This is a genomic window from Pseudoxanthomonas yeongjuensis (assembly GCF_010093345.1).
Taxonomy (GTDB): domain Bacteria; phylum Pseudomonadota; class Gammaproteobacteria; order Xanthomonadales; family Xanthomonadaceae; genus Pseudoxanthomonas_A; species Pseudoxanthomonas_A yeongjuensis.
Window position 1 is genome coordinate 1,539,618 of the sequence record NZ_PDWT01000001.1, and the last position, 16,847, is coordinate 1,556,464.

The following is a 16,847-nucleotide window of genomic DNA, read 5'->3' on the forward strand; positions in this document are numbered from 1 at the left end:
CTAGCCTCGCTCCAGCATCGCCGGCAATGGGCAATGCAGCACGCCGCAGATCGTGCGCAACAGTTCCGATTCGGCCACGCTGATCCGGCCGTCGTGGCTGATCGCGGCAGTGATCGATTCCACCATCACCTGCTTGGCCAGTGGATCCAGCGCATCCAGCCCTTCCCACACGCTTTCGAGCGCCAGCACGCCATTGGCCGGCGGCGCGTAGGGAAGATGGTCGCGCGGCAGCACCCGCTGCAGGCCGCTCAGGTAGGCATGCTGCGCGGTCACGGGATCGTCGCTACCGGATTGCGCCACTACCGCCAGCAAGGTGGCGAACTCCTGCTTGAGATTGCCGGGCTTGCGCCGGCCGAAGCGCGCGTAACGCTCCGGGTCCAGCGATTCGCGGACCTGCACTTCCAGCAGCTTGGCCAGGCAATATTCGAACAGCGAAACCTGGCCGTCCGCGTGGACCATCGCATGGACGGTGGCGAGGAACGTGTCGAGCTCGGGACGCGGGCGCAGGCGCAGCACCGGGAACGCCAGCGACGCCAGCGGCAGGCGCAGCATGGGGTGCAGCGAACCGAGATGCTGTTGCCTGACCGCCCAGGCTTGCGAAGCCGCCTGTTCGCCCAGGCGCGCGACCACTTCGATGCGCTGGTTGGCGGCGATGGCCGCATCGTCGTCGACCAGCATGGCCAGCAGCAACGGCATGACGCTTTCGCGCCGCGCCGCCAACGCGCGCAATTCCGGCGGCAGCGACTCGACGATGCTGCCGGCGCGGCGGTAGTCGTCTTCGGCCGGCGTGCCCACCTGCGCCGACACCATCGGTGGAGTGATGCTGATCCGGCGCGAGAGCGGCGGCAACGGCGGTGGCGCGGGTGAGGAAGGCGTATGTGAGGAAGGCGTGGGATTGGCCAGGCCCATGGCCAGGTCTTCCTGCATGCCGTCCGGAGGTGACGCCATCCAGCGCGCCGACAACTGTTGCAGCTGCTGCTCGTTGAACGACGGATCCAGCAGGCGGATGCGTTGCAGCAGCGGCGGATGGGTGGCGAACATGCTCGCGACCGACAGGCCTTCGCCGAACAGCATGTGGCTGACTTCCTCGGCCTTGGATTTGTCGGTGAGCCGGGAACCTTCGTGCAGGCCGCCGATCTTCTTCAAGGCGCCGGCCAGGCCGGTGGTCTGGCGGGTGAACTGCACCGCCGAGGCATCGGCCAGCAACTCGCGCTGGCGGCTCACGCCGGCCTTGATCATGCGCCCGAAGAACGCGCCGATGCCGCCGACCACCAGCGCCACCAGGGCGATCACCAGGATCGCGTTGCCTTCCTTGCTGCGCCCGCCGCGGCCGTAGATCAGCACGCGTTGGCCGATGATGCTCAGCATCATGATGCCGAACAGCGTACCCATCAGGCGGAGGTTGAGGCGCATGTCGCCATTGAGGATGTGGCTGAACTCGTGCGCGATCACCCCCTGCAGTTCGTCGCGATTGAGCCGTTCCAGCGCGCCCCGGGTCACGGCCACCGCCGCATCGGAAGGCGAATAGCCCGCGGCGAAGGCATTGATGCCGGCCTCATGCTCCATCACGTAGAGCTTGGGCACCGGCACGCCGGAGGCGATGGCGATTTCCTCGACCACGTTGCGCAGACGGCGCAACTGGAAGTCGCTGGTGTCCTCCGGCACTGCGGTGGCGCCCATCTGCAGCGCCACCGATTCGCCGCCACCGCGCAGCGAAGCCATGCGGTACATCGAACCCAACCCGATCACCGCGATCGTGCCGAGCGTGGAGACGAACAGCAGCCCGGCCACACCTCCGGCGCTTCCCATCTGCGTCCCCAGCAACAGCAGCACCGCCAGGTCCACCGCCAGCACGATCCCTCCCACCGCCAGCGCGAACAGCACCACCATGCGGGTGGAGCTGCTGCGGGCCTTGGCCTGGTGTTCGAAGAAGTTCATGGCAGCTTTGGGGTTGGGGGTTGGTTTTTTTGATTTTGCTTTTGGTTTTAGGAATTCCCGGCCCGCTTGCGGACCAGGCAGCTCCATCGCCGGACGCGCCGTTAGGGCGGCTTTTTTTGGTTACTTTGACCAGCCCTTCGGGCTGTTGAAAAGCGCCTCTTTGCCGTTCAAAGAAAAGTGACTCGCGCATAGCGCGGCTTTCAACAGCGAAGCTGGTCAACGCTCTTGCCTACGAAGTAGCCAGCGCAAGAGCGACCCCTCATCCGCCCTTCGGGCACCCCCGCCTTCGCGGGGGCAGGCCCTTCTCCCCGCAAGCGGGGAGAAGGACGCAGGTCAGAACTGCACCTTCGGCGCTTCCCGCACTTCCGCCTTGTCGGCCGGGATATCCAGCAACGCGGCAGGTCCGAAATTGAACATCCCCGCCAGCAGGCTCGAAGGAAATACTTCGCGCTTATTGTTGAACGCCATCACAGAATCGTTGTAAGCCTGACGCGCGAACGCGACTTTGTTTTCAGTGCTGGTCAACTCTTCGGTGAGCTGCATCATGTTCTGGTTCGCCTTCAGGTCCGGATAGGCCTCGGCCACCGCGAGCAAACGCCCGAGGCCCGCATTCAGCTGCCCTTGCGCCGCGGCCAGTTGCGCCATGGCGGCGGGATCGCCCGGATTGGCCTTGGCGGCCGACAAGCCCGACTGCGCGGCGGAGCGCGCCGCGATGACCGCTTCCAGCGTCTCGCGCTCATGGCTCATGTAGCCCTTGGCCGTTTCCACCAGGTTGGGAATCAGGTCGAAGCGGCGCTGGAGCTGGACGTCGATCTGCGCGAACGCATTCTTGAAGGCATTGCGGGCCGTCACCAGGCCGTTATAGATGCCGACGCCCCACAGTCCGGCGACTAACGCAAGACCCACAATCACCAGCAATATGAACAAGATGGTCATTGAATCTCTCCCTGTTTGTGCAATTCCAAAAACCGGCGTTATTATCCGGAACGGCTACAGCTTACGCAGGCGCGACAGACGATGAAAGACAAAGGCAACTGGCGGCCCACACGGTCCCTTTGCACCGGGTTGCTGGGCATGCTGCTGCCGCTGACCATGTCGTCCACCGCGCAGACACCGCTGCGCTGGAACCCGCCGCCGGAAAATACTGCCGGTGCAGCGCGCCATCCGTCGCCGACGCAACCACAGGCCTACCGCGCCAACCTGGCCGACCGGCGCGTGCTGCCGCTCGCCCAGGGGTTCGATGTCGCCGCATTCGAGAATGCGGCCAATGCGTTGACCGTGGGCGAACGCGTGCCCGGCCTGGCCATGGCCATCGTCCAGAACGGGCGCGTGCTGAGTGCCCGTGGCTATGGCGTCACCGATGTCAGTGCGCCGCAACAGATCGATGCGCATACCGTGTTCCGCCTGGCGTCGCTGTCCAAGGCCTTCGCCGGGACCATGACCGGCCTGCTGGTCAACGACGGTTCGCTGCGCTGGGACAGCAAGGTGCACGACTACGTGCCCAGCTTCCAGCTCAGCGACCCGGGTGCGACCCAGCGCGTGACCGTGGCCGACCTGCTCAGCCACCGCGTCGGATTGCACGACCACAACGCATTCGACAAGGACATCGAGGCCAACGCCGAGTACTACAACGTGGCCCGGAAACTGGCCGACGCACCGCTCGATTGCATGCCCGGCCAGTGCTACGCCTATCAGAACGTGGCCTTCAGCCTGATCGGCGACGTGGTCTTCGCCGCCACCGGCAGCTTCTACGACCAGGCGGTGGATCGCCGCATCTTCAAGCCGCTGGGCATGAACGATGCGAGCATCGGCCTGTCGGGGATCGAAAGCAGCGCGCGCTGGGCGCGCCCGCACATCCGCAGCCGCAATGGCTGGGCGTCGCTGATGCCCAAGCCCACCTATTACCGCCTGCCACCGGCCGCCGGCGTCAACGCCAGCGCCAGCGACATGGCCCAATGGCTGATCGCGCAAACCGGGCACCGTCCCGATGTGCTGCCCGCCCCATTGCTGGCGACCCTGCATGCACCGCTGGTCAGGACTCCCGGCGAGATGCGCGCGGGATGGAGGCGCGAACGCATCGAGTCGGCCAGCTATGCGCTGGGCTGGCGCGTGTTCGATTACGCGGGCCACCAGGTGGTGTTCCATGCCGGCGCCGTACAGGGCTATCGTGGCCTGATCGCGCTGGTGCCGGAGCGCGACCTGGGCATCGCCATCCTCTGGAACAGCACCAGCGGCCTGCCTACGGGTTTGCTGCCCACGATGCTGGATCGCGCCATCGGCCTGCCTGCCCAGCAATGGCTGGATACGCCGATCGGCAACGACCTGCTGATGGCCGATTCCACCGATGGCTCCGACAAGGACGACAGCGGCGCCGCTTCCGACAAGGCCAAGGCCGCGCCGAAGTAAACACGTCGACGCAAATACGCCGACGTGAATCCGCGTTTTCCAACCTGAGGCAAGGCCCGCAAACCTGCACCGATGCCTTATGGGTGCGTTCCGCTTTCCAGCGCCGACCTCAGGCCCTTCTCGTAATCCTTGCCGACCACGCTGTCGAGCAGGAGCGCGCCGAACCAGCGACTGACCGGGTTGTACCCGTGCGCGCTGCCATGCCCCGGATCACGCAGGTGCCGCTGCCATCCGCCCTCAGGCGATAACCGGCCATGGCCTGGCTGTCGCCGAAGTCGGCACGTTGACGATTTTGCCGTCAGGCATGCATTCGATGATTTCCCGACTGCCGCCGCCGATCGCGATACTGCCGATCCAAGCCATCGCGCCAGCACGACGGCCGGACCGCTGCTGGCGTACTTCGCCTCCGTATCCAGGGCTCAGACCACGACGCCCACTGGTTGAAGCACCGGAGCGCGTTGAGTGGCGAAGGCTTCGGCCGGCGGAAGTCCGATCACGACCGATCGCTACAGATGACTGCTGGCCGCAAGCGGCGGGCCGCACCAGCACCACACCCGGCAGCACCAGTACCGACCACAGCCGATTGAACGGCTCCATGTCTTCTTTCCGGAGCGCGAAACACAGGCCACCGCTTCGCCCATAAAAAAACTCTCTCCCCGCTGGGCACCGGGGAGAGAGTTTCATGGCATTACAGGTAATCGGGATTACTTATTATTGGACCAGCTTCAGATCAGCGGAGCGGGGGTCGGCGGCAGTGCTACCGGGGCCCTTTTCTTGGCTTTCTTGGCCGGCTTTTTGGCGGCTTTCTTGGCAGCCTTTTTGGCAGGCTTCTTCTTGGCGGCCTTTTTGGTAGCTTTCTTCGCAGCCTTCTTGGCTGGCTTCTTCGCTACTTTCTTGGCAGCCTTTTTCGCGGCCTTCTTGGCTGGCTTCTTCTTGGCTACTTTCTTGGCAGCCTTTTTGGCGGTCTTCTTGGCAACCTTCTTAGCCGGCTTCTTCTTGGCTACTTTCTTGGCGGCCTTCTTTACCGTCTTCTTCACGGCCTTCTTGGCCGGCTTCTTCTTGGCTACCTTCTTGGCGGCCTTCTTTACTGTCTTCTTCACGGCCTTCTTGGCTGCCGATTTCTTGGCGGCTTTCTTGGCGGGTTTTTTCTTAGCAGCTTTCTTCGTTGCCATGTTATGGCTCCTCGTCAGTGACTATGGATTGGTGAATCCGTTTACTAAAGCCCAGTTGCAATGGAACGCCGCGGGAGTCGGACCCGCAGGCAGCCGCCGTCGCGCCAGGCGCGTCGGAACGGATGGTGGCAAGCCCAGCCGGGACGGCTGCGGCCTGTTCGCGCCGGTGGACGCGGATAAAAAAACACCCGCGTCGCGGAGGACGCGGGTGCGGTATCGGGAATGGTCGGGGGTTTTCTTGGAGGAAGCGAAGCCTGCGTCCGTCATGCCGAGGGCGCGGGTGGGGGGCCGTTTTGTTTTGCTCGATGTTGAGATGACTCGGCTCGCTTGCTTCCGCAGGAAATGTCTGCTGGGGCGAAACCTAATCACGCTTTTTCAATGTGTCAACAGTTTTGCAAAAATATTTTTGCCCGGGTCAGTGCCAGGCGCCCTGCTTCGCCGCATCGCATTTCCCCGCATCGGCACGCGCGACACGCATCGGGCGGCGCGCCGCAATCAGGCGTTATTAAAAAACGCCGCGTTTAATGCGCTTTTTCCGCAACGATTGTTCCGGACGATCGGAACGACTCGTGCGTTCGATGCTTGACGGACGCATCCGCGAAACCCCTGCCGAGGAATAAACAGGGACGTTTTCCGGGGCGGGCGCAGCGCCTGGATTTGGCGTCGCGCCAGTCCAAATGCGCGGATTTGCGCGAACTATTTCGCCCGATCGGCGCCTTCGCAACGACTGTCGCGGTCGCGAAACCGCGTTCGCGCGCGGATGCATGCAGACATCCGCGCGCGCGATTCCGAACGGCCGTCGAGTGCCGTCGCCCATTCCGGGAAGCGAAGTTTTTCGGCCGGACCGTTTCCTGGCACGGCCAACGGACGGATCCGATGATGGACGGGTCGGCTGCTTCGCCGGACATGGGCGATGGCTGGCGCGGAACGAGGAAAGAAATTCGATGGCACCGGAAATGCGAACCCGCAAAAGCAGACCGGCCGCACGAGGCGGCCGGAAAGCGGATAGGCGGAGAGTCGACTACGGGACTAGTGGTCCTCGTCCTCGAGCAGTTCGGCGTAGTCGTCGGGGGCCAGCAGGTCGTTGAGCTGGTCCGGCTCCTCGATTTCCATCACGAAGATCCAGCCTTCGCCATAGGCATCCTCGTTGATGGTCTCGGGCTTGTCGGCTAGGTCCGAGTTCACCTCGACCACGGTGCCGGTGAGCGGGCTGTACACGTCGGAGGCCGCCTTCACCGATTCCACCACCGCCGCAGCGGTGCCGGCCTCGACACGGTCGCCAACATTCGGCAGCTCGACATAGACCAAGTCGCCGAGCAGGCCCTGGGCATGATCGGAAATGCCCACGGTGACGCGGCCACTGCCTTCGACGCGTGCCCATTCATGGGACTTGAGGAATCTGAGGTCGCCGGGAATCTCGCTCATGTTGCTGCTCCGGGGGGATCGGGTTGTGGGAAAGGACGGCGCTTAGTTTAACCAAGGAATTGGTTTAGTGAAGGAGAAGACGCGCAGGTTCAGCCCAGTACTCCGGGTTGTGCCTGGCCATCGCGCACGAACGGGAACCTGACCGTGCGTACCGGCACTTCGCGTCCGCGGATATCCACGCGCACTTCGCCGGGATCGCCCGCCGGCACGCGCGCGAAGGCGATGGCCTTGCCCAGGGTCGGCGAGAAGGTGCCGGACAGGATCTCGCCCTCGCCGTTGGCGGTCAGGACCTTCTGTCCATGGCGCAACACGCCCTTCTCGTCCATCACCAGGCCGATCAGCTGGCGCGGCGCACCGGCAGCCGCCTGCGACTCGAGCACGCCGCGGCCGATGAAGTCGCGGCCCTCGTCCAACGTCACCGTCCAGGCCAAGGCGGCTTCATAAGGCGTGGTGGTTTCGTCCATGTCCTGGCCGTACAGGTTCATGCCTGCTTCCAGGCGCAGGGTATCGCGCGCGCCGAGGCCGGCGGGCTTCACTCCCGCAGCCAGCAATGCATTCCAGAACGCGACCGCCCGCTCCTGCGGCAACACGATCTCGTAACCATCCTCGCCGGTGTAGCCGGTGCGGGCGACGAACAACGGCACGCCGTCGGCGGTCTGCGCCTCGGTCGCGGCGAAACGGGCCAACTTGTCGGCGGCGGCGCGGTCGGATTCGCGCAGCAAGCCGATCACCTTCTCGCGGGCGCTCGGTCCCTGCACCGCGATCATGGCGAACTCGGGGCGCTCCTTCACCTCCACGCCGAAGGCGGCGGCCTGCTTGCCTATCCAGGCCAGGTCCTTGTCGCGGGTGGCGGCGTTGACCACCAAGCGAAAGAAATCGTCGGCCAGGAAATAGATGATCAGGTCGTCGATGACGCCGCCGTTCTCGTCCAGCATCGCGGTGTACAGCGCCTTGCCCGGCTTCTTCAGCTTGTCCACCGAATTGGCCACGAGGTGGCGCAGGAATTCGCGGACGCGCGCGCCATGCAGGTCGACCACGGTCATGTGGCTGACGTCGAACATGCCGGCCTCCTTGCGCACCAGGTGGTGTTCGTCGATCTGCGAGCCGTAATGGATCGGCATGTCCCAGCCGCCGAAGTCGACCATCTTGGCGCCGAGCGTGCGGTGGGTGTCGTTGAGGATGGTTTTCCGGGTCATGGCGGCGTCCTGCAAAAGAGGGCCATTATCCCAGATCAAGTCGTGGGAGCGGCGTCCCCGCCGCGAGCTCCTGCCTTGGACCAGAAACGGATCAGGATTGGAGAATCGAGGCGGGAAGCTGGAAGCAAGGACTCGCGGCGGGGACGCCGCTCCCATGGCTACTGTTCGCCGTAACCTTCATTGACGCAGTCCACGCGCGCGGGGTCGAGTGCGGTGAACTTGCCGCTCTTCAGGTCCAGGCGCCGTGCCCAGGCGACATCGGCCAGGTATTCATGTTCCAGGTCCTGGCGCACCACCGCGATCACCCTGGGATCATCGACCTTGTCCACCCGGCAAGTTCCGGCCTGCCAGAAAAAACCCTTCGCCACCTTGGGATAGGCTTGCGCATCGGTGATCGTCCACAAGGCCAGCGGTCCGTCGCGCCCGGCCAGTCGGCCGGCAGTCACATAACGGATCAGCGGCTCGGTATCGGGATCCGGGCTGGCATCGGCAAGCAAACCGATGGAGTAGTCGCAGACGTGGCCCGTGTCGGTTGAATCGGAGAGACAGGCACCGCCGACCTCGCTCAATCCTTCGGGATACGGCGGCATGGTTTTCCCGACCAGTTCGACGGCGCTTGCGGCCTGCGGCAAGGCCATCGACAGCAGCAGTGCCGGCCAGGCGCGCATGCGCTCAGGCTTCCTGGACCTTCAGCGTCATGCCATCGACCGCGACGACGCGTACCGGTGTGCCGGCCGCCAGATCCGGGCCCTGCACTTCCCAGTACGCATCGGCGATCTGCACCCGGCCGTGGCCGTTGACGATCGCCTGCTCCAGCGGGGTGACATGGCCGATCAGGCTGTTGGCGCGCTGGTTCAGGTGCGGTCGGTCGCTCTGCGGTTCGAACTTGCGGAACCACTTCCGGTAGACCTGGATCGAGAGGAAGCTCAACACGATGAAAGCCGCGACCTGCACCAGGACCGGGATCCCCGGCACCAGCAGCACGACGAGGAACACCGGCACCGCGGCGATCCCGAGCCAGAGCATGAACGCACCGGGCGCCATCGCCTCGGCCGCGAACAGCAACAGCGCCACCACCGCCCAGGTCGATACGTCCCAGCGCATGGCGTCAGCCCCCGCGCGAAGGCAAGGTGGGCGGCACCGCGCCGCGCACCGACTGCTGGTTCAGCGCTTCCTTCGCCAGCTCGGCGATGCCGCCCAGCGAACCGATCACCCCGGCCGATTCCATCGGCATCAGCACGAACTTCTGGTTCGGGCCCTCGGCCAGCGACTTGAACGCCTCGATGTATTTCTGCGCGACGAAGTAGTTGATCGCCTGCACGTTGCCCGAGGCGATCGCGTCCGACACGACCTGGGTGGCCCGCGCTTCGGCCTCGGCCAGGCGCTCGCGCGCCTCGGCCTCGCGGAACGCGGCTTCGCGCTGGCCTTCGGCGGCGAGGATCGCGGACTGCTTCTCGCCCTCGGCCTTGAGGATCGCCGACTGGCGGAAGCCTTCGGCCTCGAGGATGTTGGCGCGTTTCTCGCGTTCGGCCTTCATCTGCCGCGCCATCGATTCGATCAGGTCGCGCGGCGGGGCGATGTCCTTCAGCTCGATGCGGTTGACCTTGATGCCCCATGGGTGGGTGGCCTGGTCGACCGCGACCAGCACCTTGGTGTTGATCTCGTCGCGCTTGGACAACGACTCGTCCAGGTCCATCGAACCGATCGAGGTGCGGATGTTGGTCATCACCAGATTGAGCGTGGCGATCTCGAGCTGCGCGACCTCGTAGGCGGCCTTGGCCGCGTCCAGCACCTGGAAGAACACGATGCCGTCGACCTTGACCACCGCGTTGTCCTTGGTGATCACGTCCTGGCTGGGTACTTCCAGCACCTGTTCCATCATGTTGATCTTGCGGCCGACGCTGTACATGATCGGGACCAGGAAATGCAGGCCCGGGGTCATGGTGTGCGTGTACTTGCCGAATCTCTCCACGGTCCATTCGTAGCCCTGGGGCACGATGCGCACCGTCTTGAAGAGCATGATGACGCCGGCGAACAGCACCACGATGGCCAGGAAACTGGGTCCGAACATGTCCTTCTCCCCTTCTATATATAGAGGTGAGTATAGAACATGGCAGGCCGCCGCTTCAGGGCGGAATAGCGTGGCTTTATCGTTCCATGGGCATCGCGATCAAGCGATGGTTACGACCCGGATGGCGCCGGCTCCACCCATGCGGCGAACACTTTGTCGATGTCCCGGTCGGCGACGGTTTTACCTTCCTCGAGTTCGCCCGCCTGGGTGAACAGCGGGATGATCATCGCCATGCCGTCGATCCTGGTCTTCAGGTGCACGCCCGGCGCCCTGGAAAGGAATCCGTCCCAGCGCGTGCGCACCTTGGCCCAGTAGTCCCTGGTCGCGCCCCAGTATTTGTAGGCGGGCTTGAAGTCGACGTCCCTGGTCTTCCGGTAATCGTTGAAGCCGAACTCGCGCGCCAGCTCCACCCGGGTGCCATCCGGCTTGCGCAACACCTTGGTGTTGAACTGCTCGTGGGTCCAGCCGTTCGGGGTGATGGTATGGCGATTGATGGCCGATACCGCGTTGTAGTCGCTGCGCTTTGTGTATTCGCGGCGCGGCAGCGGGCGCCAGCTCAGGTCGCTGGTCCAGGTGGCGATGCCATTGCTGTAATCCCAGCGCCCGGTCCCGCAATAGCGCGGCGCGTCGCTGACTTCGAACACGCACTGGGTCCAGGCGCCCCGGTTCCTTTCCGCCGGGATGGTGCGCACCCGCCAGGTCTGGTCGGCGCTGAACTCGAAGCGACTGGAGGCTTCGTAGATCCAGTCCTGCCGCCAGTGCTTGGTCACGTGGCCGCTCTTTTCATCGACCAGGATGTGCTGCAGCACGATGCGCGCCGGAGTGTCCTCGACCACGATGACGGTCTCGTTGCCGCCGCTGCGCATCGCCGCCGCGCGCTCGTAGCCGGGTTGCAGAAGCACGGTTTCGTCGAAGGCGAAATCGACCAGGTACTCGCCCTGCATGGCGAGGATCGACTGGCGATCGCGCGGATCGATCGCGTCCTGGGCGAAAGCGGGAGTAGAAGCAGCCGACAGCAACAATAGGCCGAGGCCGGGGAAAATTTTCATGATGTTTTCCTTGGGTTGAACCTGAGCAGCGGCAAGGCCTCATCGCCTGCCACGATTTGTTCCCCGGGCCTGGACGCCGACTGCGCGCAACAACAATCGTCCACCCGGATATTCTGTTCCGCGCCCTCGGTCCGGGCGATGCGTTGCGCCATCGCCGCGCCCAATGGCGAAACCGCCGCCGGGCTGGCGGCGAGGACCGGCCGCCTGACCTCGGCGGGCACGACATGCAGCCTGAGCACGCAGGCATGCCATTGCCCGCCCAGCAGGCGCCCGGCCAGACGTCGCCACAGGCGTTCGCCCACCCTGGTCGCCGCCTCGGCTTCTTCGCGTGAAGGCAACCGTGCCGATAGCCGGTCCCAGGCGACGAAGTCGCTGTCGGGCAGCAGGTACAGGCGCCAGCAGCAGCGTCCTTCATGGTCGAAGAACGCAAGGCTTTCGCGCAGGCCGTCGCTGTCGACCCCAGCACGCGACTCGACCCGTACCGCCCGGACCCAGCCGGAAAGTTCGCTCCCATCCTGATGGCGATACAGGCACAGCACGGTGCCCAGCGCGGCCAATTGCTGCGCGCGCGGCAGGCTTTGTGTCGCCGCGAGCGACGCGAGGCCGATGCCGGGCAACGTCGCGGCCATGCTCACCAGTTCACGGAAAGACTGGCCGACAGGTTGCGGCCGGGGCTGGTGTAGCGATCGAGGGTCGCGCTGGCGCCGCCGACCACGGGCACGTCGCCCGCTTCGGAATACTTACGATCGGCCAGGTTGAAGAGGCCCACGTTGAACCTGGCGCCCGGCGCGAATTCCCAATGCGCGTACAGATCAAGGACACCGTAGCCGCCCTGCCGGTAATAGGACGGATCGGAAACGCGGTCCTTGCGCTGGACGAAGCGCCCGGCCAGTTCCGCGCCCCACGCATCGCGCTGGTAAACGACGCCCAGGGTCGCGGTCAACGGATCGACGCTGTCGAGATTACGGGTCACGATCTGTTCTTCGAATACGTCCGGCGCGACCTCGACTTCTTCCGGACCCTTACCCTCGCCGCGCGACCACGCTGCTGCACCGCGCAGCGACCAGCCCCGCCATTTCTCCGACAACGCCCCCAGGTCCACGCCGGCTTTCAATTCCACGCCATGGATTTTCGCTTCGGCTATGTTCTGCGACTGGTAGACCATCAAACCGTCGTCGTTGAAACCGATGAAGCGCATCGATTCGATGAAATCCTCGTAACGGTTGTAGTAAGCCGACACGCTGGCATAGACGGCGTCGCCGGAGAATCGCAGGCCAGCTTCCAGGCCGTCGCTGGTCTCGGGCTCGAGCTCCGGATTGGCGATGGCGGTATAGCCGAACTGGACGTTGGTGAAGCCGATATTGACGTCGCTGTAGGGCGGGGAGCGGAACCCGCGCGAATAGCCGCCGAACAGCGACCAGTCGTCGGCGAAATGCCAGACCGCGCCCAGCTTGGGCGATACGCTGGTTTCGCTGATATCGCTGACCGCGACCCCGGGATTGTCCTCGGCGAAGATGTTGTCGACGTCGGGCTCGAGCTTGTAATGGTCCACGCGGATGGCCGGGACCAGGCGCAACTTGCCATCGACGAAGCTCATTTCGTCCTGCACGTAGAGCGCGGCGGTGGTGGTTTCGCTGATCGGGAAATCGCGCACCGGGAATACGTCGGGCAGCATGACCGGCGTGCTGACGCCGGTGACGAGGAAGGTGCGCAGGCCGTCGCGCTTCTGCCGCGTTTCGGTCCGGGCCAGGTCGAGGCCATAGGCCAGCTCATGCTGGACGCCGCCCGTGACGAAGCCCTTGCGGAAATTCGCCTGGACGCCGTACATGCGCTGGTCGAAGTTGAACTCGCGCTCGCGCATGTCGCGCAGCGTGGGCGGCGCCAGGCCACTGCGGATCTCTCGCGTGTACTGCGTGGTCTCGCTGTCCTGGCGATAGACCTGCCAGTCGAGGCTGTCGGCGAATCCGGCATCGACCGCATCCATTTCATGGGTGAATGCAACGCGCGCGCGGGTCTGGCGGTCTTCGGCGACCACCGAATCGTTGAACGCGCCAGTGAGGGCCTGCAAGCCCTGCGAAGTGAGCAGGTCGGTGTCGGCATTGTCCTCGTTGCCTTCCACCGTCAGCCTGAAACGCCGGCTTTCGCTCGCTGCGAACACCAGCTTGGACAGCACGCTGCGGCCGTCGCGATCCTGCGGGTTGGGCTTGGTGCGCGCGCTGCCGACACCGCCGACCTCGCCCTGGTTTTCGATTTCCTGGCCCTGCCGGTGTCCGATCGCGACCAGACCGGACCAGCGCTCGCCGCCGAACGCGGCTGTCGCGCCGCCGAACAGGCCGTCCCAACTGCCCTCGTAACCGAGCTTGAAACCAAAGTAGGCGTCCTTGCCTTCCTGCAGATAATCCGCAGGGTCCTTGGTGATGAAAGAAACCGTTCCGCCCAGCGCATCGGAACCGTACAGCGAACTGGTGGCGCCGCGCACGACCTCCACGCGCTTGAGCGTGTCCAGGTCGACGAAGTTGCGATTGGCGTTGGAAAAGCTGCCGATGGAGAACGCATCCGATACCGGGATGCCATCGGTCTGGATGCGTACGCGGTTGCCGCCGAGGCCGCGGACGCGGATGTCGCCCAGACCGAAACGGCCGAAGCTGCTGCCGACGGCGATCCCGGGTTCGTAGCGGAACAGGTCCTTGAGATCGCGAACCAGCAGTTCGTCCATGCGTTCGCGCTCGATCACATCGACGGTGTTGGGCACGTCGGCGATGGCGCGTTCGCTGCGCGTGGCGGTGACCTGCACGCGCTGCAATTCGTGGATGCCCGCACCTGCGTCGGCGGCGGTTGCGGCGTGCGCATTGCTGGCCAGTGCCAGCGACAGCGCGGAAACAAGCGAGGTGGGACGATTCATCGGTTCTACGGGTCCTGTGCAAGGTTGACCCGGTGAGCTGGCGAACCGATGGCTGGCGCTCGGGTGGAGGGGGCTGGTTGCACGGCGATACGCGCCACGACCCCGCGTGGTGCGACGTGCGAAGGAATTATTGGGTCGGGATCATTTCGTCAGGATCAGCTTGTCGTTGCTGGTGTGGCGCAGGCGATAGACGCGATCGCCGTGGCTGATCAGGATTTCGCGGCGACCGTTGAGCAGGCGCTCGCTGCTGAGGATTTCCTCGGCGGGCAGCGGCGACAACGCCGTGCGTTCGCGCAGGGCCATCGGCTCGGTACGGGACAGGAAGGTCGGTTGTGCATTCATCTGCGTAGCTCCGGTGGGGGAACGAATTCAGATGATAATGATTCTCATTACTGCGTCAAGAGATTTGTCGCTACTCCGCCGTGGCAGCGGTCAGGCGCGCCCAGACGCTGTCGTCGTAACGTCCGACAAGTTCCAGTGCGCCCAGGTTTTCCAGCAGCTGTCCGGTGCGGCTGGCACCCAGCATCACCGTGGACACGTGCGGGTTGCGCAGGCACCAAGCGATGGCGAGTTGCGAGGGTTTCTCGCCAAGCTCGGTCGCCAGGGTGGTGAAGCGGCGGACCCGGTCGAGGCGCCGCTGGCCTTCTTCGCCCAGCACCATCTTCTGCAACCAGGCATTGTCCTTCTGGCCCAGCCGGGTGTCCTCGGCCACGCCCTCGTTGTACTTGCCGGTCAGCAGGCCCGAGGCCAGCGGCGACCAGATGGTCGTGCCCAGGCCGAGTTCGGAATAAAGCGGCGCGTATTCGAGTTCCACCCGGGCGCGGTGCAACAGGTTGTATTGCGGCTGCTCCATGCTCGGCGGATGCAGGTGATGGCTGCGGGCGAACTTCGCCGCTTCCTTTATCTGCGCCGCCGACCATTCCGAAGTCCCCCAGTACAGGACCTTGCCCTGGCGGACCAGCGCGTCCATCGCCCACACGGTTTCCTCGATCGGCGTGTCGGGATCGGGACGGTGGCAGAAATACAGATCCAGATGGTCCACGCGCAGGCGCTGCAGCGCCGCGTGGCAGGCTTCGATCACATGCTTGCGCGACAATCCACGCTGGGTCGGACCGGGATTGTCGACCGCGCCGAAATAGACCTTGCTGGACACGCAATAGCCATCGCGCGGCAGGCGCAGGTCGGCGATCACGTCGCCCATCACCCGCTCGGCTTCGCCCTTCGCATAGACCTCGGCGTTGTCGAAGAAATTGATCCCGTTGTCGTAGGCCGCGGCGATCAGGTTGCGCGCTTCGCTGCGCCCGATCTGGCCGCCGAAGGTGACCCAGGCGCCGAACGACAAGGCCGAAAGTTGCAGGCCGGAGGAACCGAGACGTCGATACTGCATGTCGCATGCCTTTGCGGAAACAGAAAGCATCGTATCCTCAAACCGATGCGCACGTAATCAGGGGGCACTACCGTGGAGTCCTACAAGAAAGCCGCCGTAGGCGGGATCCTCCTGCTGACGGTTGCCATAGTGCTGGTCTGGCCGTGGAAGCGAGAAAGAAGCATAGAGCACAGCAAGGCATTGGCATCCGGCACCAACCGGAATTCGGGACCGGGAGTCCCGAGCGCTGCGGCCAGCTCCAGCCTGGCCGATACAAACAGGACCGCACCTTTGCCGCCACTGGACATGCCGGTGGCAGCCATGTTCGATGACCTGCAAAGGCGCGCAGCGCAGGGCGACGCTCGTGCTTCTTGCCGTCTGGCAGTGGAGCTGATCAATTGCAACCAGCTCGAGTCCTTTGCACAGGTGGGTTATAGACAGAACTCCGAATCCGCTGAAAAATCCCTGGCGGAATCCGGCCAACTGATGGCAGCAAATAGCGTTGCGGCCCAGCGGATCAGGCAACTGGAATCAATGAAGCGCTGCGAAGGGATAAGCGAGGACCAGCGCAAGCTTTCAGGCAACTATCTTTTCCAGGCAGCGACCGCGGGCATCCCAGAGGCGATGATCCGCTATGCAGAAGGCCAAAGCATCACCGATGGGCGTTCGATGTATGGCTTGCTCCAAGACAAGGGATTCGACCAATGGCGCAACAATGCAATCGGGCTATTGGAGAAGGCACTGGAAGTCGGCGAACCTGCAGCCGTCTTCGTCTTGTATACAGCGAGTTCCGACAACAATTCTCCGATTGGAGGATTGATCGCGGACGATCCGGTAAAGGCTTACAGCTATCGCCTCTTGATGAACAAACTTCGCGGCAAGAGCGACACTCCCGCTACCAAACTGTCGTCCCCGCAAATAGCACTGGCCGCTAAAAGCGCCTCGCGCATGCATGCCGAATACTTCAACAACAAGATTCTGGGCGAGTCCGACGCGTTTACTTCGCTGCTCACGCCGACCTGGGCGTTTCCAGAGGGGACCGCGCCAAGAAGACCATGTGAATGAGAGCCTGTTGCATGCCGTTCCGGTTGCCGGAGTAGAATGCGCGCACTTTCCTCCTCCGGGGAGTAGCCCACCCGCCGCGTGCGGGAGCTGCGCATCAACATACTTGGCCGTGTTCTTGAAGGAGTATCTCCTGATGGAATCCTCGCCATGGTGCGCAGGACCGGAACCCAGGGTTCCGCCGTCGGGCAAGACCGTAGGCAGGCGTTGCGCATACCCGGGCCGGGCTGCGCGGCGTTTGCCTTCGCGTCCTCGCGAAT

18 protein-coding genes are annotated in these 16,847 nt (G+C 64.2%); 4 read left to right on the forward strand and 14 right to left on the reverse strand.

The features are described 5' to 3' along the window. Positions 1–1,938, reverse strand: coding sequence for a M48 family metallopeptidase (locus CSC74_RS06965; RefSeq protein ID WP_162313631.1), 1,938 nt, complete (start codon positions 1,936–1,938; stop codon positions 1–3). On the opposite strand from CSC74_RS06965, the gene CSC74_RS06970 reads away from it, so the two are divergent. Continuing rightward, entirely contained in the window at positions 1,937–2,119 is a 183-nt protein-coding gene (locus CSC74_RS06970; RefSeq protein WP_162313632.1) for a hypothetical protein, read from the forward strand. The genes CSC74_RS06965 and CSC74_RS06970 overlap by 2 nt on opposite strands. 152 nt (positions 2,120–2,271) lie before the next feature. On the opposite strand, the gene CSC74_RS06975 is transcribed toward CSC74_RS06970, so the two are convergent. Next, the gene (locus CSC74_RS06975; RefSeq protein ID WP_162313633.1) at positions 2,272–2,874 is read right to left on the reverse strand and encodes a LemA family protein; all 603 of its coding nucleotides are present in this window, start codon (positions 2,872–2,874) and stop codon (positions 2,272–2,274) included. A gap of 81 nt (positions 2,875–2,955) precedes the next feature. Between CSC74_RS06975 and CSC74_RS06980 the strand changes: the two genes are divergently transcribed. Next, positions 2,956–4,344 carry a serine hydrolase domain-containing protein gene (locus tag CSC74_RS06980; protein WP_425501425.1) on the forward strand — a complete coding sequence of 463 codons (1,389 nt, stop codon included), beginning with the start codon at positions 2,956–2,958 and terminating at the stop codon, positions 4,342–4,344. Between the two features lie 237 nt (positions 4,345–4,581). Here the strand turns inward: CSC74_RS06980 and CSC74_RS06985 are convergent, their stop codons facing one another. Beyond that, positions 4,582–4,941 carry a hypothetical protein gene (locus tag CSC74_RS06985; protein ID WP_162313634.1) on the reverse strand — a complete coding sequence of 120 codons (360 nt, stop codon included), beginning with the start codon at positions 4,939–4,941 and terminating at the stop codon, positions 4,582–4,584. 128 nt (positions 4,942–5,069) lie between these two features. Beyond that, entirely contained in the window at positions 5,070–5,516 is a 447-nt protein-coding gene (locus CSC74_RS06990; RefSeq protein ID WP_162313635.1) for a hypothetical protein, read from the reverse strand. Between CSC74_RS06990 and CSC74_RS06995 the strand changes: the two genes are divergently transcribed. Beyond that, complete coding sequence (locus CSC74_RS06995; RefSeq protein ID WP_162313636.1) at positions 5,515–6,102, forward strand: hypothetical protein; 588 nt, start codon at positions 5,515–5,517, stop codon at positions 6,100–6,102. The genes CSC74_RS06990 and CSC74_RS06995 overlap by 2 nt on opposite strands. A 443-nt stretch (positions 6,103–6,545) precedes the next feature. Here the strand turns inward: CSC74_RS06995 and gcvH are convergent, their stop codons facing one another. From gcvH to CSC74_RS07045, 10 genes are all read right to left on the reverse strand, one after another. Next, positions 6,546–6,941 (reverse strand): glycine cleavage system protein GcvH, encoded by a 396-nt coding sequence (gene gcvH, locus CSC74_RS07000; protein WP_162313637.1) that lies wholly within the window; start codon positions 6,939–6,941, stop codon positions 6,546–6,548. Positions 6,942–7,030: 89 nt separating this feature from the next. Further along, positions 7,031–8,137 carry a glycine cleavage system aminomethyltransferase GcvT gene (gene gcvT / locus CSC74_RS07005; RefSeq protein WP_162313638.1) on the reverse strand — a complete coding sequence of 369 codons (1,107 nt, stop codon included), beginning with the start codon at positions 8,135–8,137 and terminating at the stop codon, positions 7,031–7,033. Positions 8,138–8,295: 158 nt separating this feature from the next. After that, the gene (locus CSC74_RS07010; RefSeq protein WP_162313639.1) at positions 8,296–8,805 is read right to left on the reverse strand and encodes a hypothetical protein; all 510 of its coding nucleotides are present in this window, start codon (positions 8,803–8,805) and stop codon (positions 8,296–8,298) included. A 4-nt stretch (positions 8,806–8,809) separates the two neighbouring features. After that, positions 8,810–9,241 carry an NfeD family protein gene (locus CSC74_RS07015; RefSeq protein ID WP_162313640.1) on the reverse strand — a complete coding sequence of 144 codons (432 nt, stop codon included), beginning with the start codon at positions 9,239–9,241 and terminating at the stop codon, positions 8,810–8,812. Positions 9,242–9,245: 4 nt separating this feature from the next. Beyond that, positions 9,246–10,208, reverse strand: coding sequence for an SPFH domain-containing protein (locus CSC74_RS07020; protein WP_162313641.1), 963 nt, complete (start codon positions 10,206–10,208; stop codon positions 9,246–9,248). A 110-nt stretch (positions 10,209–10,318) separates the two neighbouring features. Beyond that, a complete protein-coding gene (locus CSC74_RS07025) occupies positions 10,319–11,257 on the reverse strand; it encodes a DUF6607 family protein (protein WP_162313642.1) in 939 nt (312 codons plus the stop codon). After that, positions 11,254–11,886: a ChuX/HutX family heme-like substrate-binding protein gene (locus CSC74_RS07030; protein WP_162313643.1), complete on the reverse strand. Its 633-nt coding sequence runs from the start codon at positions 11,884–11,886 to the stop codon at positions 11,254–11,256. Before CSC74_RS07030 ends, CSC74_RS07025 begins: the two co-directional genes overlap by 4 nt. A gap of 2 nt (positions 11,887–11,888) precedes the next feature. Then, positions 11,889–14,159, reverse strand: a complete 2,271-nt coding sequence (locus CSC74_RS07035) for a TonB-dependent hemoglobin/transferrin/lactoferrin family receptor (protein WP_211369561.1) — start codon at positions 14,157–14,159, stop codon at positions 11,889–11,891. A 141-nt stretch (positions 14,160–14,300) separates the two neighbouring features. Further along, positions 14,301–14,501, reverse strand: a complete 201-nt coding sequence (locus CSC74_RS07040; RefSeq protein ID WP_162313644.1) for a hemin uptake protein HemP — start codon at positions 14,499–14,501, stop codon at positions 14,301–14,303. 70 nt (positions 14,502–14,571) lie between these two features. After that, positions 14,572–15,546, reverse strand: a complete 975-nt coding sequence (locus CSC74_RS07045; protein WP_162313645.1) for a potassium channel beta subunit family protein — start codon at positions 15,544–15,546, stop codon at positions 14,572–14,574. A 72-nt stretch (positions 15,547–15,618) separates the two neighbouring features. Between CSC74_RS07045 and CSC74_RS07050 the strand changes: the two genes are divergently transcribed. Next, a complete protein-coding gene (locus CSC74_RS07050; RefSeq protein WP_162313646.1) occupies positions 15,619–16,590 on the forward strand; it encodes a hypothetical protein in 972 nt (323 codons plus the stop codon). The last annotated feature ends 257 nt before the right edge of the window (positions 16,591–16,847 follow it).

Excerpts from the sequence above, each read along its gene's own strand:
- CSC74_RS06970 (WP_162313632.1), top strand. The coding sequence starts at position 1,937 with ATGGCAGCTTTGGGGTTGGGGGTTGGTTTTTTTGATTTTGCTTTTGGT.
- CSC74_RS06965 (WP_162313631.1), bottom strand. The coding sequence starts at position 1,938 with ATGAACTTCTTCGAACACCAGGCCAAGGCCCGCAGCAGCTCCACCCGC.
- CSC74_RS06975 (WP_162313633.1), bottom strand. The coding sequence starts at position 2,874 with ATGACCATCTTGTTCATATTGCTGGTGATTGTGGGTCTTGCGTTAGTC.
- CSC74_RS06980 (WP_425501425.1), top strand. The coding sequence starts at position 2,956 with ATGAAAGACAAAGGCAACTGGCGGCCCACACGGTCCCTTTGCACCGGG.
- CSC74_RS06985 (WP_162313634.1), bottom strand. The coding sequence starts at position 4,941 with ATGGAGCCGTTCAATCGGCTGTGGTCGGTACTGGTGCTGCCGGGTGTG.
- CSC74_RS06995 (WP_162313636.1), top strand. The coding sequence starts at position 5,515 with ATGTTATGGCTCCTCGTCAGTGACTATGGATTGGTGAATCCGTTTACT.
- CSC74_RS06990 (WP_162313635.1), bottom strand. The coding sequence starts at position 5,516 with ATGGCAACGAAGAAAGCTGCTAAGAAAAAACCCGCCAAGAAAGCCGCC.
- gcvH (WP_162313637.1), bottom strand. The coding sequence starts at position 6,941 with ATGAGCGAGATTCCCGGCGACCTCAGATTCCTCAAGTCCCATGAATGG.
- gcvT (WP_162313638.1), bottom strand. The coding sequence starts at position 8,137 with ATGACCCGGAAAACCATCCTCAACGACACCCACCGCACGCTCGGCGCC.
- CSC74_RS07010 (WP_162313639.1), bottom strand. The coding sequence starts at position 8,805 with ATGCGCGCCTGGCCGGCACTGCTGCTGTCGATGGCCTTGCCGCAGGCC.
- CSC74_RS07015 (WP_162313640.1), bottom strand. The coding sequence starts at position 9,241 with ATGCGCTGGGACGTATCGACCTGGGCGGTGGTGGCGCTGTTGCTGTTC.
- CSC74_RS07020 (WP_162313641.1), bottom strand. The coding sequence starts at position 10,208 with ATGTTCGGACCCAGTTTCCTGGCCATCGTGGTGCTGTTCGCCGGCGTC.
- CSC74_RS07025 (WP_162313642.1), bottom strand. The coding sequence starts at position 11,257 with ATGAAAATTTTCCCCGGCCTCGGCCTATTGTTGCTGTCGGCTGCTTCT.
- CSC74_RS07030 (WP_162313643.1), bottom strand. The coding sequence starts at position 11,886 with ATGGCCGCGACGTTGCCCGGCATCGGCCTCGCGTCGCTCGCGGCGACA.
- CSC74_RS07035 (WP_211369561.1), bottom strand. The coding sequence starts at position 14,159 with ATGAATCGTCCCACCTCGCTTGTTTCCGCGCTGTCGCTGGCACTGGCC.
- CSC74_RS07040 (WP_162313644.1), bottom strand. The coding sequence starts at position 14,501 with ATGAATGCACAACCGACCTTCCTGTCCCGTACCGAGCCGATGGCCCTG.
- CSC74_RS07045 (WP_162313645.1), bottom strand. The coding sequence starts at position 15,546 with ATGCAGTATCGACGTCTCGGTTCCTCCGGCCTGCAACTTTCGGCCTTG.